Raw genomic sequence first — 24,494 nt, forward strand, 5'->3', positions numbered from 1 at the left:
TCAGCCGAAGGTCTGGCTCAGCCCCCTGAGCTCGCTGGCGCGCTTGAGCAGCTCCTGGCTGGAGTCGTCTACCGCCCGGATCTTCTGGCTGTTGGCGCGGGAGTATTCGGAGATCTGGTGGATGTTGCGGCTGATCTCCTCCACCACCACCTGCTGCTGCTCCGCGGCGGCGGCGATCTGGGTGGAGAACTCGGTCACCTGATCGATCTCCTCCAGCACCTGGTGCAGGTTGCCCGAGCCCTGGCGGGTCATCTCGACGCACTCCCGGGTCTGGGCCAGATTGTCCTGCATCATGCCCTGCCAGCGCTCGAGGGTCTGCTGGATCTGGCGGATGCTGCCCTGGATCTGCTCGGTCGCCTTGTGGGTGCGGGTCGACAGGGTGCGCACCTCGTCCGCCACCACGGCGAAGCCGCGGCCCTGCTCCCCGGCCCGGGCCGCCTCGATGGCGGCGTTCAGCGCCAGCAGGTTGGTCTGTTCGGCGATGCCCTGGATCTCCCCCATGACGCTGCCGATCCGCTCCGACTCGCTGGCGAGTTCCACCGCGGAGTGGAAGGCCTGCTCCGCCTGCCTGGCCAGTTGCGTCATCTGCTGCTGGGTCTGATCCAGCTGCATGACGGTGTTCTGGCAGCTGCTGCGCGCCTCCGTCACCTGGCCGTTGGTGTCCTGGATGTTGCGGGCGATTTCGTGGGCCGTGCTGGCCATCTGGGTCATGGCGGCGGCCATCTGCTGGGTCTGGGCATCCTGCTCGTTGATGTCGAGGAAGGCCCGGTGGGAAGAGTCCTGCAGATCGGTCGCCAGGGCCTGAAGCGGATGGGTGGCGTCGTCGACCCGGCCCAGCACGGTGCGGATCCTGGCCTGCAGCATCTTGAGGTGGAAGTCGGCGATGGCGCCCGGGGCGTCACCGGAATAGACCAGCCGGGTCAGGCTGTCGTATTGCTGGCCGAGCTGCCTGAGATAGCGCGGCAGGGCGATGAGCTCGCGCCAGTAGGTGCCGGCGATGGCCAGCAGGGGCAGCAGCATCAGCAGCACGGTGAGGGCCCCCTGGGTGAAGGCGGCCCAGCCAAACAGCGCCAGCAGCGGCAAGCCCAGCAGCAGGGGGCGATAGGGGCGCAGGGAGGGGAGCTTGCGGGTTTTCCCCCGTTCGGCCTTGAGCAGGGCCTGGTAGGCCTGGGCGGCGGCCTGCTTGAGCCGGGGCTCGGGCTTGCAGCGCACCGACTGGTAGCCGCTTATCTTGCCGTGCTCGTAGATGGGGGTCACATAGGCGTCGACCCAGTAGTAGCGGCCATCCTTGCAGCGGTTCTTGACCACGCCGCGCCACGGATTGCCCTCCTTGAGGCGGGCCCAGAGATCGGCGAAGGCGGCCTTGGGCATGTCGGGGTGACGCACCAGGTTGTGATTGTGACCGACCAGTTCATCGACCCGGTAGCCGGCGATCCGGCAGAAGGCGGGGTTGGCGTAGGTGATGACGCCGCGCAAGTCCGTGGTGGACACGAGTTGTACGTCGGCAGGAAACTCCACTTCGCTGTCCAGTGTCTGGACGTCTCTGCGGGCCATAGGGATAAGCTCCGATATTCATGCTGGTTGTTATTGTGATTGAGCGGATGAAACGCTGACCTTGTGCCTGGCCGGTTCCATCGTGGGCCCTATTCTGCCAATAAAGGCGGGTTAAAAGTAGGGCTTAGGTTGGGTTTTTGTTGTCAATGAGTAAAAAAACGGCGACCAGGAGGTCGCCGAAAAGAGAAAGATAACACTACCTCTGTGGCACCCGGTAACGCACCTGCAACTGGTCGAGGATCTGCAACTGGCCGGGCAGGCGGGCCGCGAAGTGATCCCACGCCTTGCGGGCGGGGTCGCTCCAGGCCACCTCGGCCGTGGCCAGCAGGCGCGGGAACAACATGTAGTCGAGACGATCGCGAGAGGTGATCAGTTCCGACCACAAGGGGCTCAGCACCCCCAGGATGTTATCGTTGGCATGGAAATCGGCCGGGGCAGGATCGCAGGCATGGACCTGCTCGAGATTGAGGGGGCCCGCCCAGTAGAGCCCTGGTTCGTGGATGTCCTGGTTCCAGGCGAGATCCAGATAGAGGTGCTGGGCCGGCGCCATCACCACGGGATAGCCCGCCGCCGCCGCGTCCAGCCCGGCCTGGAAGCTGGTCCAGGCACAGATGGCGGCCTCCCGGCTCACCTTGTCCCCGTGCAGTATCTCCTCCCAGCCCAGCATCTGCTTGCCCCTGGCGGCCAGATAGTGCTGGCAGTGGCGCAGCAGGTGGCCCTGCAGCTCGCGGCAATCGGTATAGCCCTGCTCTGTCATCAACTGTCGACAGGCGGGGCTGTCGGTCCAGACGCCGGTCGGCACCTCGTCTCCCCCCATGTGCACCTGGGGCCCCGGGAAGAGCGCGCACACCTCGTCCATCACCGTCTCCAGGAACTCATAGGTGCCTGGCAGCGCCGGGTTGAGCACGTTGTCATCGAAATATTGCACCGAGAGGTAGCACGAGCGGTCGGCCTCTTCCCGCAGCAGTTCGGGCAGCGCCTTGATGGCGGCGTGGCAGTGCCCCGGGATGTCTATCTCCGGGATGATGGTGATGCCGAGCCCGGCGGCATAGGCCACCAGCTCGCGCACCTCGCTCTGGGTGTAGTAGCCGCCATAGGGGTCGGGGCCGCCGCTCAGCTGGGGATCGATCGCCAGCCCATGGCCGCGCCAGGCCGCCACCTCGGTGAGGCGGGGGAAGGCCTTGATCTCCAGGCGCCACCCCTCGTCATCGGTCAGGTGCCAGTGGAAGCGGTTGAACTTGTAGAGGCTCATCTGCCTGAGCAGGCGCTTGAGGGTGGCAATGGAGTGGAAATGACGGGCGCAGTCGAGAAAGATGCCGCGAAAACCGAAGCGCGGCGCATCCCTGACCTCGAGGCAGGGCAGGCTCTCTCCGTGCTGCAGATACCACTGGGCCAGGGTCACCAGACCGTGGCGCCAGCCCGCCTCGCCGGCGGCCCGGATGCGGATCTCCTCCGTGGTGATGGAGAGTTCATACCCTTCCTGAGGGAGCGGCGCCTCGACAAGATGGAGCTCCGCATCGTGATCCTGGGTCAGGGCCAGGCCCGTCAGCTCGTTGAAATGGGCGAGCAGGGGGGCGAGGGGGACGGGGCCGTCGACGTGGGCGCGCTCCGCCAGCCGGAAGTTGCCCTCGGTATAAATCAGGTGGGCGGGCTGGGGCACTATGCCGTTGGCGGCCTCCACCTCGGGCAGATCGGGGGCGGCGGGCGGCGGGGAGGGCAGGCCGAGCGCTTCCCCCGCCAGCACCACGGGTTGCAGCCGTCCCTCGCCCTCCATCAGGCTCAGGAAGAAGCCCTTGGGCAGATCGGAGAGGCGCTTGACGGGGGTCTTGCGGCAGCAGAAACGCAGCTCGCTCACCCCTTCATGGGGCACCAGCACCTTGTAGCTGCCGCTCTGGCGCTCCAGCGTCCCGCCCTCAACCGAGCTCGCGTCTATGTGCCGGGCCAGGCAGAAGTGCAGTTTCCAGGGCACGCCCGGCAACTGGCTCAGGGTGAAGCGGAACCAGACGTCCTCACCGTCGCGGTGATCGACCTGGGCATGGATCAGGGGTGCAGACATGGGTATTCCTCTGATTGGGCAAACAGGATGGCGCCGTCAAGGGCATCGGCCTTGGGGGTCACCAGGTTGAAACGGGAGAGGCGAGGGGAGAGGCGCATGCCGATGCCGCCCAGCAGGGCGATCCGGTCCGCCCCGAGCTGGGTCATGCCCTCCAGCAGCATGCCGAGCTGGGCACAGGTCTCATCCAGCAGGGCGGTGGCGAGCTCGTCCCCGTCGCTGGCGGCATCGAACACCCAGGGGGCGAAACGGCCGTAGTCCGCAGGCAGGGCGCAGGCGGCCCAGCGCACCACCTCCGCCTGATCCCGCCTGAAGTGATCCATCAGGCGCACCGCCAGGGGGCTGGGGGGCAGGATGCCGTCGTGGCAGAGCAGGGACTGCTGGATGGCGCGAAGCCCCAGCCAGGCGCCGCTGCCGAGATCCGAGACGAGGAAGCCGCGACCCGAGCAGGTGCGTAGCCGGCCATCGCGGTAGATGAGCCCGGCGGAGCCGGTGCCCGCGATCAGGATGGCCCCCTCCTGGCCGCCGAAGGCGCCGAGGCAGGCACCAAAGGCGTCGGAGGTGAGCTTCACCCTCGCAAACGGGAAAGGCATGGTCAGCATGGCGTGATAGCTGTCGGCGAGCTCGGCGGAGGCGAGCGCCAGTCCGACTCCCATCCTCTGCTGTGCATCTTCGCCCAAACCGGCCTCGATGCGAGCCAGTTCGATGGCGGTCAGCACGTTGCCGTGGGCGAGCGCGATGCCCAGCTCCAGATTGGAGCCGGCCGCCCGGCCTTCCCCCAGCAGCCTGCCGGCCCGATCGCGGATGCGGGCCCGGGTATGGGTGCCGCCGCCGTCCACCCCGACCCAGAACTCAATCATGGTGACCTCCCTGCGCGCTCTGCCAGGTGATGGCCAGGGCAAACCTGGCTGGCGGTATGGAGGATCCACGGCTCTCCCCGGTGCCAGTGATGTTTGAACCGCTCTCAATCATGGTGGCCTCCTTGTGCGCTCTGCCAGGTGATGGCCAAAGCGAACCAGGCGGCGTGGGGGATCCACTGTTCGCCCCAGCGCCAGTTCTGATCCAGCCGCTCCTTGTACTCCTCAGGAATGAAGGCGATGTCCGCCTCGTCGTCGAACCCGGCGGTGATGCCGTTGCAGATCCCCCCCTGTGCATTGGGGTAGCCAGCGGTGTATTCCGGGTTGTTGATGCCCTGACCCGCCAGCATGCAGGCGTTGAAGGGGTTTCTCCCCAGGATCCAGTCGAGCTGCTGCTGGCCGAAGGTGCGAAGCAACCGGCTCTGTTGCGGCAGTTGCTCTGCGGCAGCGAAGGCCATGGCGGCCAGCGACGCCAGCCGGGCGTTCTCCCCCTGCCACCAGTAACCGGACTCGTTGTGATGGGGCATAAAGAAGCTGATGCGAGGCTCTTCGCCAACGCCTTTCACATACTGGCGGGCCAGGACGAAGGGGTTGCCTGCCCGGGCGCAGAGCGCCAGCTCAGCGGCCAACGCCTGCTCGGCGACGGTCCGGGCCGCCCACTGACGCGCCGGATCCGGCTCAACGCTTAGATATTCCAGCAGCGCCAGCACCGGCAGGCCCGCCTCGGCGGCGTGGTAGTAGGGGCGAGAGCCATCGTCGTTGGCGGCCCAATGGTGGCCGAGCTCGAGGTGGGGGCGCTGGCGGGCGCACAGCCTGCCGGCCCTGTCCCGCGCCTCGGCGAGCCACTCGGGGCCCAGCGTTCTGGTGAGCTCGACCGCCGCCAGCAGGGCGCAGTAGTCGTCAATGATGTTCTCGACCCCGTCGTCCAGGTAGGCGAGGTTGTGCTCGCGCAGGTGCAGGTAGCCGCGTCTGGCCGCCTCGGCGTACTGGCTGGTGTCAAGGTCGCCGCCACTCGGTTCCCGGGCGGCGCGGGCCAGGGCGGCGATGGCCATGCCGCCCCCCTGACGAAAGCCCGCCTGCCAGTGGGCGGACTTGATCCCCTGCTGGGTCGCATAGGCGCACAGCTCCCGCTGCTCGGGATCCTTGCTCCACTTGTCGAACAGGGTCATGTAGAAGAAGCCGCTCTCGTCCTGCATCCGGCAGAGAAAATCCGCCCCGTGCAGCCCCTCGTCGTTGAGCCGCTTGCAGAGGTTCACCCCGTCGATGTCGCGACGTGTCGCCAGGAGTTCCCGGCACTTGAGCAGGGACCAGACCACCATGGGAGTCTGCTGGGGATTGAGGTAGTTGGCGTAGGAGAGGTGACTCAGGTACTTGCTCATGTCGCCGCTGGCGTCGAACCAGCCGCCGTGCACATCCTTGTGCTGGTCAGTGCCAAACAGACGGGCGCTGCGGTCGGCTCTATCGAAGGCGCCGCTGGCGCGCTGTCCCTTGAAGTAGTGGATGACGTCGGAGAGGCAGCGGTTCGCCAGCAGCCCCCGGCCGATGGCAAAGGGGGGGGAGCGCACCAGACGCTCCTGCGCTCCCTCGGTCACGACGGCCTCCAGCCGGTAGTGGCCGGGCTCGGTGAAGGCGGAGAAATCGGCCCGCCAGTAGTGGCGCCCCTGCCAGCCGGGGACGCTTCCCGCCGCTACCAGCGGCGTCTCCAGCAGGAGGCGGTCGTCCTCCTGGCGAAGCAGCCTGACGTGGCCGCGGATATCGAGGTCGGCGCCGCACTGCAGCAGGGCGCTCTTCTCCCCGTCACATTCGTAACCCACCTGGTTGATCAAAAGTTCCATCAAGGTTTTACTCCGAAGGCTCGCCCCTGGCGGGCGAGGCTCATTGCGGGGCCTTGCGGCCCCGACGCGAGGCATGGCCGGGCGACGGCGCCCGGCCGCGGGCCTGCTTACTCCTGTTCGTGGAGGTAGCAGCGCACGAAGTGGTTGTCGGCGAGCCGGGTCACCGGCGGCAGGCTCTCCTTGCAGCGGGGCATGGCCTGGTGGCAGCGCCCGGCAAAGGGGCAGCCGCGGGATTCCGGGGTCCAGAGCGGTATCTCCCCCTTGCGGCCTCCCTCCAGCTCGGCGTGGATGCTCTTCTCGGGATCGGGCACCGCCGAGATGAGCAACTGGGTGTAGGGGTGCTGGGGGTGGTGCAGGATCTCGTCCACCTCTCCCCACTCCACCATGTGCCCCACGTACATGACCGCCAGATCTTCCGCCACGTAGCGGGCGGTGGCGATGTCGTGGGTGATGTAGAGCATGGAGACGCCGAGCTCGTTCTTCATCTGCTCCATCAGGTTGAGGATGCCGATGCGAATGGAGACGTCGAGCATGGAGGTGGGCTCGTCCGCCAGCACCACTTCCGCCTCCACCGCCAGGTTGCGGGCGATGTTGACCCGCTGGCGCTGGCCGCCGGAGAGCTGGTGAGGGTACTTGGCCGCGGTCGCCTTGGCGGGGGTCAGCCCCACCTTCTCCAGCAGGCCATAGACCATGTCGGGCAGATCCCGCTTGTCGCTCACCTTGCTGTGCAGCAGCAGGGGGCGGGCGATGTGGTGGTAGATGGTGTGGGTCGGATTCAATGAACCGAACGGATCCTGCCACACCATCTGTACGCTCTGGCGATAGTCCAGCAGGGCGGTGCCCTTGTTGAACTCCTCCAGGTCGCGGCCACGGTAGAGGATGCGGCCGTTGGAGAGCTTGTACATCTTGGCGATGATCTTGGCGATGGTGCTCTTGCCGGAGCCGGATTCCCCCACCACTGCCAGGGCCCGGCCCCGGTGCAGGTTGAAGGTGATGTCGGACAGCGCCCGCATCTTGCCGCTCTTGATGGCGTTGGAGTTGACGGCGAAGTCCTTGTAGAGGTGCTGGACCTCGATGATGGGCGCGTCGGTTTGGGCGATTTGCATGACAGACATCCTTAACAGCCAGCGGCCTTGTCCAGATGGATCGGAAGATCCGGTTGTTCCTCTGCTGCCTCATGAAGGTGGCAGGCAGCCTGTTGGCCGGGCAGGATCTCGGCCAGCCGGGTGTATTCCTGGCGGCAGCGCTCGTGCACCTTGCTGCAGCGTGCCTGGAAGCGGCAGCCCACCGGCACCTCCAGCAGATTGAGCGGGCTGCCCGGTATCCCCTCCAGCACGGTCTTGGGCCCGTGCAGGGGGGGGAAGGAGTTGCCAAGGCCCCGGGTGTAGGGGTGCAGCGGCGTGGTCAGGATCGCCTTGGCCGGCGCCACCTCCACCAGTTCACCCGCGTACATGATGCCGATGCGGTCACAGAACTCGACCATCAAGGAGAGGTCGTGAGTGATGAAGAGGATGGAGAAGTTGAACTTCTCTTTCAGTGCATAGACCTTCTGCAAAATCTCCCGCTGCACCACCACGTCCAGCGCCGTGGTGGGCTCGTCCATGATGAGCAGCTCGGGGTTGAGGGCCATGGCGATGGCGATCACCAGCCGCTGGCGCATGCCGCCGGAGAACTGGTGCGGGTAGTCCTTGAGCCGGCTCGGGTGGATGTCGACGATCTCCAGCAGCTCCTGGGCACGCTTGATCGCCTCATAGCGGGTCATGCCGGGGTTATGGGCCAAGAGCACGTCGCAGAACTGCTCCTCCATGCGCAGCACGGGGTTGAGCGCATTCATGGCGGACTGGAACACCACGCTCGCCTGGCGCCAGCGGTAGCTGCGCAGCCGCTCGTCGTCGAAGCCGAGGATGTTCTCCCCCTTGAACAGGATCTCGCCGCCGCTGATGTAGGCGGGCGGCTTGTGCAGGCGCGCCACCGAGAAGGCGACGGTGGACTTGCCGCAGCCGGACTCACCGGCGAGGCCGAACACCTCACCCGGCATGATGTCAAAACTGACCGAGTTGACGGCGCGCACGTCGCCGTTCTCGGTGATGTAGTCGACGCAGAGCTGGCGCACCGACAGCAGGGGTTGTTGCGGCTTCATGCTGTCTTCTCCTGAGCGGTGACAGGTGCCGGGGCGGCGAGCTGTTTCCAGCGGCGCAGCCCCTTGTGGGAACGGAGCTGCGGGTTGGCGATTTCGTCGATGGCGAAGTTGAGCATGGCCAGACCCGCCCCCAGAGTGGCGATGGCGAAGCAGGGAGCCAAAATCTCCCACCAGGCACCCACCAGGATGGCGCTCGAGGTCTGGGCGTTGTAGAGCATGATGCCCCAGCTCACCACGGTCGGATCGCCGAGCCCCAGGAACTCCAGGGTCGCCTCGGTGACGATGGCGTAGATGATGGATCCGATGAAGCTCACCCCGATGATGGAGATGAGGTTCGGCAGTATCTCCACCAAAATGATGCGCCAGGCCGGCTCACCCAGTACCTCGGCGGCGATGACGAACTCCTTCTCCCGCAGGGCCAGTGTCTGGGCGCGGATCACCCGGGCGCCGTAGGCCCAGGAGGTAAAGCCGATGATGAGGGCGATCACCGTCGGTGACGCCTCCCCGATAAAGCTCGCGAGCACCAGCAATAGCGGGAGGTTCGGGATCACCAGCACCACGTTCATCAGGAAGGTGAGGCACTCGTCCACCACGCCGCCAAAATAACCGGCGGTGATCCCCACCGTGATGGCCAGGGCGCAGACCAGCAGGCCTGCCCCGAAGCCCACCAGCAGGGAGATGCGGGCACCGTGGGTGAACTGGGCCCAGAGATCGTGACCCATGCGGTTCGATCCCATCACCAGCTCCACGCTGGGGGGCTGGTGGGGGCGGGCGACCCGCTTGGTGGGTTCGTTGCTGGCGAGCAGCGGGGCGAACAGGGCCATCAGCACGAAGGTGACCACGATGGCGAGGCCGAAGGCGGCCTTCTTGTTGCCCAGCAGGATTTTCAAGATAGTCGGCATACGCATCTTATTTGCCTCCTGTACGCAGACGGGGATCCAGGAAGACGTAGAGCACATCCGCCAGGAAGTTGAAGCTGAGCATGGTGATGGTCATGATGAGCAGTTGCCCCTGAATGAGGGGGTAGTCGCGGGCCAGGATGCCCTGATAGAGGGTCAGTCCCAGGCCGGGGTAGTTGAAGATCACCTCGGTGATGAGGGAGCCGCCGATGACGAAGCCGAGCGCCATGGAGAGGGCGGTGACGCTGGGCAGCACGGCGTTGCGGGCGCCGTAGTTGAAGATCACCCGGTTGCTGGAGAGCCCCTTGGCCTTGGCCATGGTGATGTAGTCCTCGCCCAGCAGGTTGATCATGTTGTTGCGCATGGTGATAAGGAAACCACCCACCTGTACCAGCGCCAGGGTGCCCACCGGCATGATGGCGTGCAGCAGGATGCTCTTGATGTGTTCCCAGCCAAAGTCGGCGGGGATCTCGGGGCTGTAGGCGTAGCCGATGGGCAGCCAGCCGAGGCTGACTCCGAACAGGAAGAGGGCGAGCAGGGAGACCACCACGGGGGGGATGGCCTGCATCACGAGGGTGAGTGGGGAGAGGATGCTGTCCATGCGTCCGCCCCGGTACCAGGCGGCGAAGATGCCGACGATGGAGCCGATGGAAAAGCTCAGAATGGTGGAGGTGCCCACCAGGAATAGAGTCCAGCCGATGGCACGGCCGAGGACGTCGGCAACCGGTTGGGGGTAGTAGCGCACCGAGGTGCCGAGATCCCAGGTGAAGACGCTCTTCACATAGGCGAGAAACTGGGTGCCGATGGGGCCGTCCACGAAGCCGAAGGTAGCCTTGAGGGCTTCCAGGGCGGCAGGTTCCATCATGGCGCCGGCCCGGGCAAACATGACGGAGACGGGATCCCCTGGCATGGCTCTGGGTAGCAGGAAGTTGATGGTGGCGGCCACCAGGAAGGCGACCAGATAGAAGGAGAAGCGTCTAAGTATGAATCCCATGGTGATACCTTTTACTGCAAGCCTGCCCCGCGCCGGGCAAAGCTCCCCCAACCCCGGCAGAGGACGGGGGTGAAAGACATGGCGGGGAAGAGGGCCCCCCGCAGGGGGCCGGGGTGATTAGCTGTTCGGCTTGAGTGACAGCACGTGCAGCAGACGCTCCGGAGTGTCCGGGTGAACCTGCGGCTTGGCGACCGGGTTGTCGGCACTGAACCAGCCGTTGAAGCGCTTGGTGCTGTATTCGTACCAGGTCGGGTTGTTGAACACCGGGATGATGGTCTGGTTGGCCCCGACACGCTCCTGGATGGCGAACATGATCTCCTTCTGCTTGGCCGCATCGGCGGTCTGGGTGAAGTCGTCGATCAGCTTGTCGAGCTCGGGATCCTTGTAGCGGGGCGCCGCGAAGCGGTTGCCGCGCTCACCCATGTTGCGGGAGTGGAAGGCGGTCTCGAAGTACTTGTGCGGGTTGGCGCCGGCAAAGTAGCCCTGCAGGGCGACGTCGAAGTCACCGGTGATCAGGGACTCGGTCCAGACGGTGGCTTCCGGGGTGGCGGTCTTGGCGTTCAGGCCCAGGGCCTGCAGGCCTTCCACACCGATCTGGACGGTGTTGACCCAGTCGGTCCAGCCGTTCGGGACCAGCACCTTGAACTCGATCTTCTTGCAGCTCGGGGTGTCGAGGAACTTGTCGCCGTCACAGTCCTTGTAGCCCGCTTCCTTCAGCAGGGCCTTGGCCCCTTCCAGGTCGAACTTGTTGTATTTGCCGTATTTCTTCTCGACTTCCGGGTTGTCCCAGGAGGCGAATGCCTTGCCCAGGCCCGACGGGTACTCGTTGACGGTGGGGTAGCCGTAGCCCGCGATGTCCACCATGGACTGGCGGTCCATGGCCATGGAGAAGGCGCGGCGGAAGTTGATGTCGTTGAAGGCTTCGTGGTTGCCGGGGTGCTTGCTCTGGAAGTTGACGTTGAACGCCACAGTGCCGGAGGCGGGGAACCAGTACTTGTTGTTCTTGGGATCGTTGCCGACGTAGAGGCGCTCGATGTCCGGCACGAAGGAGCCGAACCAGTCCACATCACCCTTCATCACGGCGGCCAGCACCTGGTCGTTGGTGGCCATCTGCGGCATGCGCAGGCAGTCGATGGAGAGGTTGGCGTTGTCCCAGTAGTGCGGGTTGCGGCACTGGGTGTAGAGCTGGGCGGAGAAGTTGTCCACCTCGGTGAAGGGGCCGCTGCCGACCGGCTTGTCGTTGGTGAAGGCGACCGGGTCCTTCACCGACTTCCACTGGTGCTCGGGGACGATGGGCACCAGCACGATGTCGTTCACCACGTTGGTGTTGACGGCCGCCAGATCGAACTTGACCTTGTACTGGCCCAGCTTCTCGACACTCTTCACCTGGGTCCAGATGGAGCGTTCGTCCAGGGCCTTGTTGGCCTTGACCAGGTTGAAGGAGAAGAGCACGTCGTTGGCGTCGAAGCCTTCGCCGTCTGACCACTTGACCCCTTCACGGAGATCGAAGGTGACGGACTTCAGGTCATCGCTGAAGGCGTAGTGGGTGGCCAGACGATAGACGGGTTTGCCACCCTGCATATCGTTGAAGATCACCAGGGGCTCATAGATGAAGTGGCGGGTGGTGTGCAGCAGACCGGCCTGCAGGAAGGGGTTGAAGTTCTTGACCCATGCGGTTTCCTGCTGGGCGACCAGGGTCAGCACCGTCTTGTTGTCGGCGGCCATGGCGGTGCCGGCGGCACCGAGCATCAGGGTTCCCAGCATGACTGAGGTAGCGATTTTGGATACTTTGGCAAGCATATTTTTTCCTTTCTTATTGGTCTTCCATGTTTGGAATGGAGCGCCGAGATCGCATGCTTGGATACCGGCCCTCAATGTTGGTCAGGTTTTGCACCCTTGTAGTTGTGTCGTCCAACGCCATTAGAAAAGCAGAATTAACAGGAAGACAACAACTCTTCATTTCGTCGATATCGTAAAAACCCGAGAACTCTCGTCAATATCGTCAAAATGTATTTTTAATCCTTTTAAATTATACAGTTGCATTAATTCTCACAAAGCACGAAGTCACCTGTTTTGACAGCGTGACGGCGATAGTGTGAACTGGATCGTGCTCGTTTTTTCTCCGCCTTGGTGGCTTTTTTTTGACCGGGAAAGAAGCAGGATGCGAGGTGAGGCGAAACTGTGCGCCGGTTCACGGCCAGAGAGGGGCCGAGGCGAAGGGCGCTCTGCCACACTCAGTCCCAAGGGAGGCATGGCCGGAGGCCGGGGAGACGAGGGCAATAAAAAAGCCAGTCAGCGGTGGCTGACTGGCTTGAGGGATGTTCTGGGAGATTACTCGACCAGGCTGGCCCAGAGGTCGTACTCGTCCGCCTCGTCGATGCGAACCTTGACCATGTCGCCGGGCTTGAGGCCGGTCTCGCCATTCAGGTAGACCAGACCGTCGATCTCGGGGGCATCGGCGGCGGAGCGGCCGGTGGCACCCTCTTCGTCCACCTCGTCGATCAGCACCAGCATCTCCTTGCCGACCTTGCGGGCGAGCTTGCGGATGGAGACCTGCTGCTGCAGCTCCATGAAGCGCTGGAAGCGCTCCTCCTGCACCTCGGCCGGCACCGGATCCGGTAGCTCGTTGGCCTTGGCACCCTCGACCGGGCTGTACTTGAAGCAGCCGACCCGATCCAGCTCCGCCTTGTCGATGAAGTCCAGCAGCATCTGGAACTCTTCCTCGGTCTCGCCGGGGAAGCCGACGATGAAGGTGGAGCGCAGGGTGATCTCGGGGCAGATCTCGCGCCACTTCTGGATGCGCTCCAGGGTGCGCTCGACGGAGCCGGGGCGCTTCATCAGCTTGAGGATGCGCGGGCTGGCGTGCTGCAGCGGTATGTCCAGGTAGGGGAGGATCTTGCCGTCGCGCATCAGGGGGATGACGTCATCCACGTGCGGGTAGGGGTAGACGTAGTGCAGGCGCACCCACATGCCGAGCTTGGAGAGCTCCTCGCACAGGGCCACCATGCTGGTCTTGACCGGCATGCCGTCGTAGAAACCGGTGCGGTGCTTGACGTCGACGCCGTAGGCGGAGGTGTCTTGGGAGATCACCAGGATCTCCTTCACGCCGGCCTCTTTCAGGCGCTTGGCCTCGGCCAGCACCTCGCCGATGGGGCGGCTCACCAGATCCCCGCGCATGGAGGGGATGATGCAGAAGGTGCAGCGATGGTTGCAGCCTTCGGAGATCTTCAGATAGGCGTAGTGGCGCGGGGTCAGCTTGACGCCCTGGGCCGGCACCAGGCTGGTGAAGGGGTTGTGGGTCGGTTTTTCCACGTACTTGTGGACGTGGCCCAGCACCTCTTCATAGGCGTGGGGACCGGTGATCTCGAGCACCTTGGGGTGGATCTCGCGGATCTGGTTCTCTTTGGCACCCAGGCAGCCGGTAACGATCACCTTGCCGTTCTCGGCCAGGGCCTCGCCGATGGCTTCCAGGGACTCCTGCACCGCGCTGTCGATGAAGCCGCAGGTGTTGACCACCACCAGCTCCGCATCGTCATAGCTGGGCACCACGTCGTACCCTTCGGTACGCAGCTGGGTCAGGATGCGTTCGGAATCGACCAGGTTTTTGGGGCATCCCAAGCTCACAAAACCAATCCTTGGGGGATGAGACCTAATAATGCTGGAAGTCGCTTGTTGGACAGGTTGGTTGTCCAATGGCTGAGCCTGCGTGGTTGCAGGCGTCAGGCTGTCTGAGCTGGGGTCAAAACGGTTGACAGTCATAGGGGGTCGCTGGTCACTGATGCAAAAAAAGATGGCGGATTATACCTGATGAGCAGGAAAGAGGAAGAAGTGATGTGTGTATTTTTTGACCTGCCATATTAGGTTTCAATGCACGATATTTTGTGTCTTTTCCTGAGAGATGAAGATGATGCGCTCATCAACGACAGGGGCCTCGGTTACGAGTTCTGCCTCTAAGTCTTCAAGCCATCTTCGGCCGCCAGCATGTGCGGGAGACCTACATCAAGCAGTCCAGTACTGCCGTTGATTGCGACCGGCAAAATGAATCGCAGCTTGCTGATGATCCTAGGGAAGATGCGAATAAGTCATATGGCACGAGAGCATTTACTGGTAACCCATTGATATTAAATGACTAAAATTTTCATTTTTTGTTCGTGGGATACTTGTTCGCACTTTCCCTAGGGCCCAATTAGCTCGCCTGGGGAGTGGTCATATGGTAATCCCCCCATTTTTTGGAGCACTCAAAAGTAGAGGTCATGCGGCCTGTGCCAAGCGCTGTTTCGGCGTGTAGCCGCCCAGCGCCATATTGGGCCGCTCATGGTTATAAACCCACAGCCAGTTCGTGGCAAATTCCTGTAACTCATTCAGTGACTCAAACAGGTAATGGCCCAACCAGTCGTAACGCACAGTGCGGTTAAATCGCTCTATGTAGGCATTCTGCTGCGGGTTGCCTGGCTGGATATACCTCAGCGCAATCCTCTTCTGCTGCGCCCATTGCTTGAGCTCTTCGCTGATGTATTCCGGACCATTATCACAGCGGATTGCGGCTGGTTTGCCCCGCCACTCGATGACCTGCTCCAGCACCCGTTTGACTCGCGAGGCAGGCAAGGAAAAATCCACCTCGATGCACAGTGCTTCGCGATTGAAGTCATCGATCACATTAAACAACCGCACCGAACGACCATCGCTGAGCTGGTCATGCATAAAGTCCATCGACCAGCAGTGATTCGGTTGGTCAGGGACTGCCAACGGCTCCGGCTTGGCCCGCACTAGCCGCTTCTTGGGTTTTATCCGCAGATTGAGCTCTAGCGCCCGATAGATCCGGTAGACCCGCTTGTGGTTCCAGCCAAAGCCTTTGACGTTACGCAGGTACAGGAAGCACAGTCCGAAACCCCAGTTGCGCTGGTTGGCGGTGAGGCGCAGCAGCCAGTCGGCAATCTCCTGGTTTTCATCAGCCAGCACGGGCTGATAACGGTAGCATGCTCATCCCTTTTCCCAGCAATACAGATGCCAGAGGGATAACGGCTTCTGCCCGGATATAGAGCGGAATACCCACAATTGCACTGAAGGGGATCGCCAGCGGGTTGTCAGCCCCTGCGTGGGCCGCTATCCACTCGGCAGGAATGAAACCGTAGATAAATGACCCTATCAATACCCCCAGCAACAAGTAAGGCAGCACCTCTTTGAATTGTTGCCAGGCATCGATACGCGCTTTGGCGAAGGCCGTAGGAATGACTGGATCCTGAGTCCGTGCCGCAGTGCCATCTGCGCAACAAGAGATGGTTGACGCAGCCTCAGGCAGTGAGGTACAGCAGGATACTTGAGCCTTTAGCGGTTTGACTGACTTGATAGCGTTGCTTGAGCAGCAAGTGGTTGCATTAACACTGGCAGGTTCACTTGCTGTGGCGCCACAACCTGTGCCACAGCTGGCCTCTTTGGAGTCAATGATATGACGCTCAAACCCCAGCATGTCCAACAACATACTCGCCAGTACGGAAACTCCCGCTGCAATCAAGGCATACAACATCGTCACTTTCCAGCCGAAGGTGGCCCACATCAAACCTACGATGATCGGGTTGAGCAGCGGCGAGACAAACAGGAAGGTCAGGGTTGGCCCAAAACCGGCTTTGGCAGACAAGAGCCCACGCAGCATGGGGATGGTTGAGCAACTGCAAAAAGGAGTCAATGCCCCCAGTACCGCAGAAATCAAATAGCCTCTGCCTTTTCGTGCCCCCAGCATGGCTTGGATCTTGGAGTCGGGTATCTTCTGGCGGATCAAGCTGACCCCTGCACTAATCACCAGAAACAGCACAGAAAGCTCTAAGGCCAAGAACAAAAACATCTGAGTTGCATCTGTCAGCATGGTTAACCAATCTTTCATCTTCATATCCTCCTTTATTTACCATATTTCTAAAATAATCGAAACTTTTGGGTGGTCAGATATTTCTGGTATTATCGAAATATTCGTCATCGAGAGGAGTGCGCTATGCAATTGGAAGAAGTGGCTAAGGCATTGAAAGAGCTGGGTCATCCGACTCGTTTGTTCATTTTCAAGCATCTGGTCAAAGCGGGAGAGCAGGGCCTGCCTGTTGGAGACTTGCAAAAGCAGCTCGCCATTCCCGCATCGACCCTAAGCCACCACATTGCCGCGCTGGTCTCGGTTGGCCTGGTCAAGCAGAATCGGGAAAGTCGTACCCTACTGTGCGTCTCTCAATACGAAGTGCTGGAAGAGATCATCATATTTCTCCGCGAAGAGTGCTGCATGAACCGAATCTCTATCTGAGCAGGCCAAAAATAGGGTATGTCCTGATCCAGTCATCCAGCTTTCCCCAAGCGCTCTTCAATAGGTTTATTACTAATTTGTAATTTTTGTGACAGCTTCATGTAATGACTCAGAGTTTATAGTTAGTCACGTAACTTGAGTCATAATTAAATGAGGTGGTTTATGAATATTAAAATTGGTGCATTAATGGCATGTACGCTGGTCGTCGGAAGCTTCTCCGCTTTTGCTCAGGCTCCGGTGCCTTATAACGTTCGTGCTGGGCACAACATTATATATATGGATTGGAGTGCCAACGCACTTAGTACCGACACTGTGAGTGTATCTACCCTGGATGACACTAAACTGGGTACTGTAATGGCTACTCCTGGGAAGACAAAGCAACTGCAACTCCCCATGGGCAAAAGTATCAACACAGTCAAAGTCAGCTACAACGGTGATGTCCATGTGATTGCACTTCAGCATGGAATGGGTAGTGGGCGAAACAGATAAAGCAAATAAAATCATGCGCTTATCGTAAGTTTGGCGCATTTTTTTCTACGCATTGAGAAAAATGACAGTATTGTAATTGTACATTGATTTCTATAATGAGCATCATCACACATCACAGCTGTGATGAAATGGAGGCGCTTATGAATGATGTTCATAGTAAAAATGGATTTAATCCTTCTATCTCAAGAAGAAAGTTTGTTAAAGGGATTGCTGCTGGCGGAGTTGTGGCATCGATTCCTATGTCAATTAACGCTAAAGAAGAACTGCCGCAAAAGGTTTACAGCTCAGTTTTAAGTGGAACAGTAATCGATCTGGTAGTTGAAGAAGTTGTTGTCAACTTTACTGGAAGTACAAGAATTGCCACGGTTGTCAATCGCTCCATACCTGCACCGACATTACGCTTAAAGGAAGGCGATGAGGTTACTCTTCGTGTTACCAATAAGCTCAGTGAGCCTACCTCTATTCATTGGCATGGTATAATACTCCCATTTGAAATGGATGGCGTACCTGGTATTAGTTTCAATGGTATTAAACCAGGAGAGACATTCACATATAAATTCACGTTGGAACAGTCCGGTACATATTGGTATCACTCTCACTCTGGTTCTCAAGAACAGACGGGAATGTATGGCGCTTTAATTATAGAGCCAAAAGAAGGCGAGATTATATCAGCCGATAGAGATTATGTTGTTCTCTTGTCAGACTGGACAGATGAGCACCCGATGCGAATTTTATCAAAATTGAAATCGCAAAGTGATTACTATAATTTTAATCAGCCTACAGCTATCGACTTCATTAACGATGTCAGCAACAGTGGATTAAAGGTTGCCTTCACCAAACGCCAGATGTGGAATGAAATGAGAATGAATTCTACAGATTTGGCTGACTTATCCTCTGCAACTTTAACCTATTTAATGAACGGAACAACCCCTAATGGAAATTGGACTGGTGTCTTCAATAAAGGTGAGAAGATCAGACTTAGATTTATAAATGGTGCTGGAGGGTCTTTTTACGATGTCAGAATTCCAGGCATAAAAATGACGGTTGTACAAACCGATGGTGTTGATATTGAACCTATAGACGTAGATGAGTTTCGTTTCGGCCCTGGTGAAACTTACGATGTCATTGTTCAACCCATCGATAACGCCCATACGATTTTCGCACAGTCGATGGATCGTACTGGTTTTGCCCGAGGTACGTTGTCGACGGCGATTGGCCTTTCAGCTCCGATTCCTACTGTAGACAAACCTGAGCCTCTTTCAATGGAAGATATGATGGGCTCCATGGACGGAATGGATCACGGCTCCATGGCAGGTATGGATCATGGCTCAATGCCTGGTATGGCATCAGGTGCAATGCCAGCGATGGATCATAGCTCTATGGCAGGTATGGATCATGGCTCAATGCCTGGCATGGCATCGGGGGCAATGCCAGCGATGGATCATAGCTCTATGGCAGGTATGGATCATGGCTCAATGCCTGGCATGGCATCGGGGGCAATGCCAACGATGGATCATAGCTCCATGGCTGGTATGGATCATGGTTCTATGGCTGGTATGAGTAATGCTACACCGCCAAGCAAGGTTAGGCATGCCAGTACAGAGTTTGGGCCAAGTGTTGATGCGAGGGTAGATACACCAAGACGCAATCTGAATGACCCTGGTGTAGGGCTACGTAATAATGGGAGAAGAGTGCTTACGTTAGCAGACCTGAAAACTAAAGGTGGGCCCATAGATCCAAGACCAGCAGAACGCGAAATTGAACTTCATTTGACTGGAAATATGGAACGCTATACATGGTCGTTTGATGGCGTTGAGTTCGGTAAATCAACACCAATTCATTTTAATTATGGAGAAAGAGTTAGAATTACTCTCCACAATGACACCATGATGACCCATCCCATGCATTTACATGGTATGTGGAGTGAACTTGAGAATGAAGATGGCTCCTTTTTGGCAAGAAAGCACACAATACCTGTGCAGCCAGCACAACGAATTAGTTTTCTTGTGACCGCTGATGCCATTGGCCGTTGGGCTTGGCACTGTCATATTATGTTCCATATGGATGCTGGAATGTTCCGTGAAGTAGTGGTTTCTTGAGGAAATAAATAATGCTAATTCAAAGTATAGTAAAAAATGGAATATGGTTGATCAGCCTTGGGTTATTTGCTTCTCTTTCTTTTTCTGAGGAGTCAAAAGATGCTGTTAGCGGCTATCACCCTGATTTAACCGCATCTGAGGATAGCGAACAAAGAAGCCCTGATGAATATTCTGATGGACTCACACTTAGTTCAGGCCCAAGCCTTTTTGAAGGCAGAGAGCAGCTTTCCTTAGCAGATGAACATACCTTTTCTTCTCTGTTAATTGACAGGCTTGAATATTCAAATGGACGAGAGGAAAATTATGCTTCCTACAAAGCCCTTGCTTGGGTAGGGAAAGACTATCAAAAAATATGGTTTAAATCTGAAGGTGAATATAAAAATTCATTACAGGATACAGAAAACCAAGTTCTTTATGGGTATGCTACATCTGCATACTGGGACATCCTTTTTGGAGCAAGATATGATACATATCAATCTAGAAGCGATAAAGGATGGCTTGCCCTTGGCCTACAAGGATTAGCGCCATATTGGTTTGAGGTTGACTCCTCTTTATTTGTAGATCAGCATGGTCTAATGCTTTTAAGCCTAGAGGCGGAATATGACCTCTTACTTACTCAGAAATTGATACTACAGCCCCAAGCTGCAATGAATATTTACAGTAAAGATAATGATGATATGTCTGTTGGGCGAGGTATCTCAGACATCAGCACTGGCTTGCGGTTACGTTATGAAATAAGTAGGCAGTTTGCTCCTTACATAGGCGTTGAATGGAAAACTCTCGCTGGCAATACATACGATCTAGCAAAAGATCATGGGGAGAGTACATCTGATACGAGATTTATTGCAGGTGCCAGATTCTGGTTCTGATTACATAAGGAAGGTAATGTATGAAATTCAAAATGATTACTGCTGCTGTGATAGTAATTTCTACGGGTGTGATGGCTTCTGAGCAAGGTCATGACATGAACTCAATGAAGAATGGCATGAACCATGACATGAGTTCAATGAAGGGGAATCCAGCTCCTATGGGGCATGACATGGGGAGTATGGCTGGTTCCCCTGGTGTTGCCAAAGATGTGTCTAGAACCATTGACGTATCTATGGATGACACCATGCGGTTTACACCGAAAACGATATCGGTCAAACAAGGTGAAACAATCCGATTCTTTATAAAGAATAATGGAAAACTACCACATGAGTTCGTTCTCGGAACAACCTCAGAGCTCAAAGAGCATGCGGGAATGATGCAACAAATGCAAGGTATGCAGATGAAACATAGCATGCCAAACATGATCTCTCTTGCACCCAGTCAGAAGAGTGCAGTGCTATGGAAATTTGATAAAGCAGGTACAGTATCATTTGCTTGTCTTGTACCTGGGCATATGGAGGCTGGAATGCTTGGTGAAGTGGTAGTGAAATAATCCACTTTTCAAACAAAAAAAGAGGGGGCTCCCCTCTTTTTTTATTTGATTTTTTTGTGTTTTTAGTTAAAAAGTTTTGCCAATATCACAGTTTGATGATCTGCTGACACAAAAAGATCTAAATACCAATTAATGCTCGGCAGTATAACTATACTTAATATTAAGTAAAAAATACCGCATCACTCAGATAGTGTGACTTATTGGGTGAGTGAGTACAGGACGTGGTGCTGAGAGAAAATGAGTTGTCTACAGCATCTAATATTAATTGGAGGGATGTCAATGAATTCACATCACGAGCATAACCAATCTGATGAACCAGGTTTCTGGCGTTCTAGAACTGGGGTTGCTTTTATCATCATTGGTAGCGTTGCTGGTTACTTTTTGGTCACAGAACACTGGGCCCATTTCATGGGAGCCTTACCATATCTGCTTCTTCTCGCTTGCCCACTTATGCATGTATTCATGCATGGTGGACATGGTGATAACCACGAAAACGGCGATCATGGTAGTGATGAAAAAAAACAAAATATACAAAAGAGCTCACCCGACCAAAATGATAAATCTGATAAAGGAGAATCCTTATGAGTAACGATTTTTCATCCTATGGATTATGGTCGCTTGTGGTACTTAATTCAGTAGTGTTCATAATGTTTATATTTAGCTTTTTCAAACCTAAGTCGGCTAGGGATTGGCGTACATTTGGATCTATATCTGCATTTATTATTGCTTTGTTTACAGAGATGTATGGATTTCCATTGACAATATATTTCATGTCTGGCTGGTTACAAAAAAAATATCCAGAGGTTGATCTGCTCTCTCATAACTCAGGGCATCTGTGGTACACGTTTATAGGGGGTAATGGTGACCCACATTTTAATATCTTGCATATCCTAAGCTATTTTGTAATTGGTGCCGGATTTTACTTGCTTTCTAGTGCTTGGCATGTGCTCTTTTTTTCTCAAAAAATGAATAAACTCGCTATAACTGGCCCCTATTTAAAGATTCGTCATCCGCAATATGTCGCGTTTGCTATGATTATGTTTGGCTTTCTATTGCAATGGCCAACTATATTGACCCTTCTCATGTTTCCTATTCTCTTGATTATGTATAAGCACCTCGCGCTCACAGAAGAGCGCGAGGTTAGGTCTATATTTGGAAAAGCATATGATGATTATGCAAATAAAACCCCGCGTTTTATACCTTCATGGAAAGTAAGGAGCTGAGTGATGAGAATTAAGAAAATTTATCCATCAGCAGTAAACGATGACTTTCATCGCCATGATGATATAGAGGAACCAACAGAATTAGGCTCGCAATACCACACCGATCCTGTTTGTGGTATGAAAATACATCAAACTGAAAAATATGTTAAATATGATGGTGGGCTATATTATTTTTGTAGTGATAAGTGTTTTATTGCCTTTAATAAAAATCCAGAAACTTATGTAAGAACGGATGCGAAGCCTTCCGTATCTACCAGTGAATCTACTGCGCACCAAGCCCAGAAAGGCAGTGACAAAGAAGTCATATATATATGCCCAATGCATCCTGAAGTCAGAGTTAACAAGCCTGGTAATTGTCCTAAATGTGGTATGGCTCTTGAACCTGAAAAGCCTCAGTTTGAAGATGAGGATAAAAGTGATTCTGAACTTTATATTTTCCAGTATCGGTTTTGGTTAACCTTGCCATTAACTATTGTTGTAACACTATTAGCAATGCTTGGTCATAAATTAGCATTTTTTAGCATGAATACTCAGAGTTGGGTTGAGCTGGTGCTATCCTTACCCGTAGTATTATGGGCTGCATCACCATTCTTTGAACGATGGTGGCAATCTATAGTAACTTTCAATCCTAATATGTGGACATTAATCGGAACTGGAACTGGTGCTGCATTTATTTATAGTATCATTGCCACAATATTACCAGATATATTCCCTGTGTCGTTTCAGTCAATGGGACGGGTTGCTGTCTATTTTGAAGCGGCAGATGTCATCATCTCACTGACGCTGCTAGGTCAAATCATGGAGTTAAAAGCTCGCTCAAAAACCTCTGAGGCGATTCGGTTGTTAATAGGACTAGCTCCAAAAACTGCCCGTATAATATATCCAGATAGAAGCGAACGAGATATTCCACTTTCCCAAGTTCAGGTGGGAGACATTTTACGTATCCGACCTGGTGAAAAAGTTCCTGTGGATGGGGTCGTTGTTGATGGTATCAGTACAATTGACGAGTCAATGCTGACAGGAGAGCCTATTCCGGTAAGTAAAAAACGAGGTGATAAAGTAATCGGAGCAACGTTGAATACAACAGGATCTCTTACCATGAGTTCAGAAAAAGTGGGTTCACAAACCATGCTGGCTCAAATCGTTAATATGGTTGTGCAAGCACAGCGTTCCAAGGCCCCAATGCAGGGAATGGCTGATAAAATAGCAGGTAATTTTGTTGTTGTTGTTGTACTCATTGCCATAACCACGTTCTTCACTTGGGGTTTTTTGGGGGCCACAACAGGCTGGCAGTATGGTTTACTGAATGCGGTTGCTGTATTAATAATTGCTTGTCCTTGTGCATTAGGCTTGGCAACACCGATGTCAATTATGGTAGCGACTGGTAAAGGTGCAACACAAGGAATATTATTTAGAGATGCAGCTGCGATAGAAAATTTCAGGAAGGTCGATATATTGATTGTCGATAAAACTGGTACGCTTACCGCAGGTCATCCTATATTTGAACAAGCCATATCAGTAAACGGCTTAGAAAATGATGAAATACTGAGATTAGCTGCCAGTTTAGATCAAGGAAGTGAGCACCCATTAGCACAAGCAATTGTCACAGCAGCGAAAGATAGATTCTTGACTCTACATCATGTCAGCGATTTTGAAACCATTCCAGGGAATGGTGTAAAAGGTATCGTAGCTGAAAAGTTCCTTTTACTGGGTAATGCATCTTTGATGGAGCAAGAGGGAATAAGTACACAGGCAGTGAAGGATGATGCAGATCGATTACGTCACGAAGGTGCTAGTGTGATGTTCCTGGCCGTAAATCTTACCATCGTTGGCTTGCTAGTCATAAGTGACCCAATAAAATCATCCACACAGGAAGCTTTGGATGCATTGAAAAAAAGTGGGGTAACTGTAATTATGGCTACTGGCGATAGTCTATCTACAGCTAGGGCTGTGGGGGGTAAGCTCGGTATTAGCGAAATATATGGCGATGTTAAACCTTCAGAGAAATTGGCTCTAGTCACCAAGTTTCAACAGATGGGGCATATTGTGGCGATGGCGGGAGATGGTATTAACGATGCCCCTGCATTAGCAAGATCTGATGTTGGTGTCGCTATGGGAACAGGTACTGATGTGGCAATTAGTAGCGCCTCCGTTACTTTAGTCAAAGGTGATTTACGAGGGATTGCATTAGCCAGAACATTATCAAACATAACGATAAAAAATATGAAACAAAATCTAGCGTTCGCTTTCATATATAATGTTTTTGGTATACCGCTTGCAGCAGGTGTATTCTATGCGTCTACGGGATTCCTGTTATCACCAATGGTCGCGGCGTTAGCTATGAGCTTAAGTTCAGTCTCGGTAATTTTGAACGCGCTGAGACTCCGTGGTATGAAGGTCACGAATGCTTGATCCTATCTGCGGAGGTTATATGTCCGCAGATGAGTCTAAATGTCACCTATCGACATTCCACGACCAAGTGGCCTTGCTAGTTAATTTTAAAACAAGGCTGCTTGCTCCCTGATCGTTTTCCTTACCCAACTGACTTACTGCCAAACGGGCATACTTAAGCCCATTATCCTGTTCATGACCTTTACCCCTGCTAGGATTTCCCCCGCCACCTGCGCATTGCCTGCCTGTAAGGAAGC

19 protein-coding genes and 2 pseudogenes are annotated in these 24,494 nt (G+C 55.9%); 8 read left to right on the plus strand and 13 right to left on the minus strand.

Annotation, left to right across the window (positions count from 1 at the left end; all coding sequences use genetic code 11):
- From AB5Y72_RS20790 to AB5Y72_RS20845, 12 genes and pseudogenes are all read right to left on the minus strand, one after another.
- On the minus strand, nucleotides 1-1,554 hold the full coding sequence (locus AB5Y72_RS20790) for a methyl-accepting chemotaxis protein (RefSeq protein WP_368199568.1): 1,554 nt from the start codon (nucleotides 1,552-1,554) through the stop codon (nucleotides 1-3).
- A gap of 196 nt (nucleotides 1,555-1,750) precedes the next feature.
- Nucleotides 1,751-3,610 (minus strand): beta-N-acetylhexosaminidase, encoded by a 1,860-nt coding sequence (locus AB5Y72_RS20795; RefSeq protein WP_368199569.1) that lies wholly within the window; start codon nucleotides 3,608-3,610, stop codon nucleotides 1,751-1,753.
- Nucleotides 3,595-4,467 (minus strand): BadF/BadG/BcrA/BcrD ATPase family protein, encoded by an 873-nt coding sequence (locus AB5Y72_RS20800; protein WP_325782146.1) that lies wholly within the window; start codon nucleotides 4,465-4,467, stop codon nucleotides 3,595-3,597. Before AB5Y72_RS20800 ends, AB5Y72_RS20795 begins: the two co-directional genes overlap by 16 nt.
- Nucleotides 4,468-4,571: 104 nt before the next feature.
- Nucleotides 4,572-6,299: a glycoside hydrolase family 9 protein gene (locus AB5Y72_RS20805; RefSeq protein ID WP_368199580.1), complete on the minus strand. Its 1,728-nt coding sequence runs from the start codon at nucleotides 6,297-6,299 to the stop codon at nucleotides 4,572-4,574.
- 107 nt (nucleotides 6,300-6,406) lie between these two features.
- On the minus strand, nucleotides 6,407-7,405 hold the full coding sequence (locus AB5Y72_RS20810) for an ABC transporter ATP-binding protein (protein ID WP_254231881.1): 999 nt from the start codon (nucleotides 7,403-7,405) through the stop codon (nucleotides 6,407-6,409).
- An 11-nt stretch (nucleotides 7,406-7,416) separates the two neighbouring features.
- Entirely contained in the window at nucleotides 7,417-8,439 is a 1,023-nt protein-coding gene (locus AB5Y72_RS20815) for an ABC transporter ATP-binding protein (protein ID WP_325782147.1), read from the minus strand.
- Nucleotides 8,436-9,347, minus strand: coding sequence for an ABC transporter permease (locus AB5Y72_RS20820; RefSeq protein WP_325782148.1), 912 nt, complete (start codon nucleotides 9,345-9,347; stop codon nucleotides 8,436-8,438). Before AB5Y72_RS20820 ends, AB5Y72_RS20815 begins: the two co-directional genes overlap by 4 nt.
- Nucleotide 9,348: 1 nt before the next feature.
- Nucleotides 9,349-10,332: an ABC transporter permease gene (locus tag AB5Y72_RS20825; protein ID WP_042076993.1), complete on the minus strand. Its 984-nt coding sequence runs from the start codon at nucleotides 10,330-10,332 to the stop codon at nucleotides 9,349-9,351.
- A gap of 117 nt (nucleotides 10,333-10,449) precedes the next feature.
- Nucleotides 10,450-12,132: an ABC transporter substrate-binding protein gene (locus tag AB5Y72_RS20830; protein ID WP_368199571.1), complete on the minus strand. Its 1,683-nt coding sequence runs from the start codon at nucleotides 12,130-12,132 to the stop codon at nucleotides 10,450-10,452.
- 531 nt (nucleotides 12,133-12,663) lie between these two features.
- Nucleotides 12,664-14,091, minus strand: a complete 1,428-nt coding sequence (gene rimO / locus AB5Y72_RS20835) for a 30S ribosomal protein S12 methylthiotransferase RimO (protein ID WP_368199572.1) — start codon at nucleotides 14,089-14,091, stop codon at nucleotides 12,664-12,666.
- Between the two features lie 492 nt (nucleotides 14,092-14,583).
- Nucleotides 14,584-15,309: pseudogene (locus tag AB5Y72_RS20840) on the minus strand (IS3-like element ISAs22 family transposase); the annotation flags it as partial.
- Nucleotides 15,281-16,210, minus strand: coding sequence for a permease (locus AB5Y72_RS20845; RefSeq protein ID WP_232105242.1), 930 nt, complete (start codon nucleotides 16,208-16,210; stop codon nucleotides 15,281-15,283). The pseudogene AB5Y72_RS20840 and the gene AB5Y72_RS20845, both read right to left, overlap by 29 nt.
- A gap of 105 nt (nucleotides 16,211-16,315) precedes the next feature.
- Between AB5Y72_RS20845 and AB5Y72_RS20850 the strand changes: the two genes are divergently transcribed.
- The 8 genes from AB5Y72_RS20850 (at nucleotide 16,316) to AB5Y72_RS20885 (ending at nucleotide 24,258) form a co-directional block, all read left to right on the plus strand.
- Entirely contained in the window at nucleotides 16,316-16,612 is a 297-nt protein-coding gene (locus AB5Y72_RS20850) for a helix-turn-helix transcriptional regulator (RefSeq protein ID WP_021140725.1), read from the plus strand.
- Between the two features lie 162 nt (nucleotides 16,613-16,774).
- Nucleotides 16,775-17,101: a hypothetical protein gene (locus AB5Y72_RS20855; protein WP_017778717.1), complete on the plus strand. Its 327-nt coding sequence runs from the start codon at nucleotides 16,775-16,777 to the stop codon at nucleotides 17,099-17,101.
- A 140-nt stretch (nucleotides 17,102-17,241) separates the two neighbouring features.
- On the plus strand, nucleotides 17,242-19,200 hold the full coding sequence (locus AB5Y72_RS20860; RefSeq protein WP_080989874.1) for a copper resistance system multicopper oxidase: 1,959 nt from the start codon (nucleotides 17,242-17,244) through the stop codon (nucleotides 19,198-19,200).
- Between the two features lie 11 nt (nucleotides 19,201-19,211).
- Nucleotides 19,212-20,069: a copper resistance protein B gene (locus AB5Y72_RS20865; protein WP_005303868.1), complete on the plus strand. Its 858-nt coding sequence runs from the start codon at nucleotides 19,212-19,214 to the stop codon at nucleotides 20,067-20,069.
- A 20-nt stretch (nucleotides 20,070-20,089) separates the two neighbouring features.
- On the plus strand, nucleotides 20,090-20,623 hold the full coding sequence (locus AB5Y72_RS20870) for a cupredoxin family protein (RefSeq protein WP_005303871.1): 534 nt from the start codon (nucleotides 20,090-20,092) through the stop codon (nucleotides 20,621-20,623).
- A 279-nt stretch (nucleotides 20,624-20,902) separates the two neighbouring features.
- A complete protein-coding gene (locus AB5Y72_RS20875) occupies nucleotides 20,903-21,208 on the plus strand; it encodes a DUF2933 domain-containing protein (protein WP_021140721.1) in 306 nt (101 codons plus the stop codon).
- Nucleotides 21,205-21,846 (plus strand): isoprenylcysteine carboxylmethyltransferase family protein, encoded by a 642-nt coding sequence (locus tag AB5Y72_RS20880; protein ID WP_283940752.1) that lies wholly within the window; start codon nucleotides 21,205-21,207, stop codon nucleotides 21,844-21,846. The genes AB5Y72_RS20875 and AB5Y72_RS20880 overlap by 4 nt, the downstream gene beginning before the upstream one ends.
- A 3-nt stretch (nucleotides 21,847-21,849) precedes the next feature.
- Nucleotides 21,850-24,258: a heavy metal translocating P-type ATPase gene (locus AB5Y72_RS20885; protein ID WP_080937942.1), complete on the plus strand. Its 2,409-nt coding sequence runs from the start codon at nucleotides 21,850-21,852 to the stop codon at nucleotides 24,256-24,258.
- 134 nt (nucleotides 24,259-24,392) lie between these two features.
- Here AB5Y72_RS20885 and AB5Y72_RS20890 read toward each other — a convergent pair.
- Nucleotides 24,393-24,491, minus strand: a pseudogene (locus tag AB5Y72_RS20890) (IS5/IS1182 family transposase); the annotation flags it as partial.
- Nucleotides 24,492-24,494 lie beyond the last annotated feature (3 nt).

It is taken from the genome of Aeromonas sp. R7-4 (genome assembly GCF_040908055.1).
In the GTDB taxonomy this organism is placed as follows: domain Bacteria; phylum Pseudomonadota; class Gammaproteobacteria; order Enterobacterales; family Aeromonadaceae; genus Aeromonas; species Aeromonas sanarellii.

Excerpts from the sequence above, each read along its gene's own strand:
- AB5Y72_RS20850 (WP_021140725.1), top strand. The coding sequence starts at position 16,316 with ATGCAATTGGAAGAAGTGGCTAAGGCATTGAAAGAGCTGGGTCATCCG.
- rimO (WP_368199572.1), bottom strand. The coding sequence starts at position 14,091 with ATGACTGTCAACCGTTTTGACCCCAGCTCAGACAGCCTGACGCCTGCA.
- AB5Y72_RS20830 (WP_368199571.1), bottom strand. The coding sequence starts at position 12,132 with ATGCTTGCCAAAGTATCCAAAATCGCTACCTCAGTCATGCTGGGAACC.
- AB5Y72_RS20805 (WP_368199580.1), bottom strand. The coding sequence starts at position 6,299 with ATGGAACTTTTGATCAACCAGGTGGGTTACGAATGTGACGGGGAGAAG.
- AB5Y72_RS20810 (WP_254231881.1), bottom strand. The coding sequence starts at position 7,405 with ATGCAAATCGCCCAAACCGACGCGCCCATCATCGAGGTCCAGCACCTC.
- AB5Y72_RS20865 (WP_005303868.1), top strand. The coding sequence starts at position 19,212 with ATGCTAATTCAAAGTATAGTAAAAAATGGAATATGGTTGATCAGCCTT.
- AB5Y72_RS20825 (WP_042076993.1), bottom strand. The coding sequence starts at position 10,332 with ATGGGATTCATACTTAGACGCTTCTCCTTCTATCTGGTCGCCTTCCTG.
- AB5Y72_RS20795 (WP_368199569.1), bottom strand. The coding sequence starts at position 3,610 with ATGTCTGCACCCCTGATCCATGCCCAGGTCGATCACCGCGACGGTGAG.
- AB5Y72_RS20820 (WP_325782148.1), bottom strand. The coding sequence starts at position 9,347 with ATGCGTATGCCGACTATCTTGAAAATCCTGCTGGGCAACAAGAAGGCC.
- AB5Y72_RS20875 (WP_021140721.1), top strand. The coding sequence starts at position 20,903 with ATGAATTCACATCACGAGCATAACCAATCTGATGAACCAGGTTTCTGG.
- AB5Y72_RS20845 (WP_232105242.1), bottom strand. The coding sequence starts at position 16,210 with ATGAAAGATTGGTTAACCATGCTGACAGATGCAACTCAGATGTTTTTG.
- AB5Y72_RS20870 (WP_005303871.1), top strand. The coding sequence starts at position 20,090 with ATGAAATTCAAAATGATTACTGCTGCTGTGATAGTAATTTCTACGGGT.
- AB5Y72_RS20790 (WP_368199568.1), bottom strand. The coding sequence starts at position 1,554 with ATGGCCCGCAGAGACGTCCAGACACTGGACAGCGAAGTGGAGTTTCCT.
- AB5Y72_RS20815 (WP_325782147.1), bottom strand. The coding sequence starts at position 8,439 with ATGAAGCCGCAACAACCCCTGCTGTCGGTGCGCCAGCTCTGCGTCGAC.
- AB5Y72_RS20885 (WP_080937942.1), top strand. The coding sequence starts at position 21,850 with ATGAGAATTAAGAAAATTTATCCATCAGCAGTAAACGATGACTTTCAT.
- AB5Y72_RS20880 (WP_283940752.1), top strand. The coding sequence starts at position 21,205 with ATGAGTAACGATTTTTCATCCTATGGATTATGGTCGCTTGTGGTACTT.
- AB5Y72_RS20800 (WP_325782146.1), bottom strand. The coding sequence starts at position 4,467 with ATGATTGAGTTCTGGGTCGGGGTGGACGGCGGCGGCACCCATACCCGG.
- AB5Y72_RS20860 (WP_080989874.1), top strand. The coding sequence starts at position 17,242 with ATGAATGATGTTCATAGTAAAAATGGATTTAATCCTTCTATCTCAAGA.
- AB5Y72_RS20855 (WP_017778717.1), top strand. The coding sequence starts at position 16,775 with ATGAATATTAAAATTGGTGCATTAATGGCATGTACGCTGGTCGTCGGA.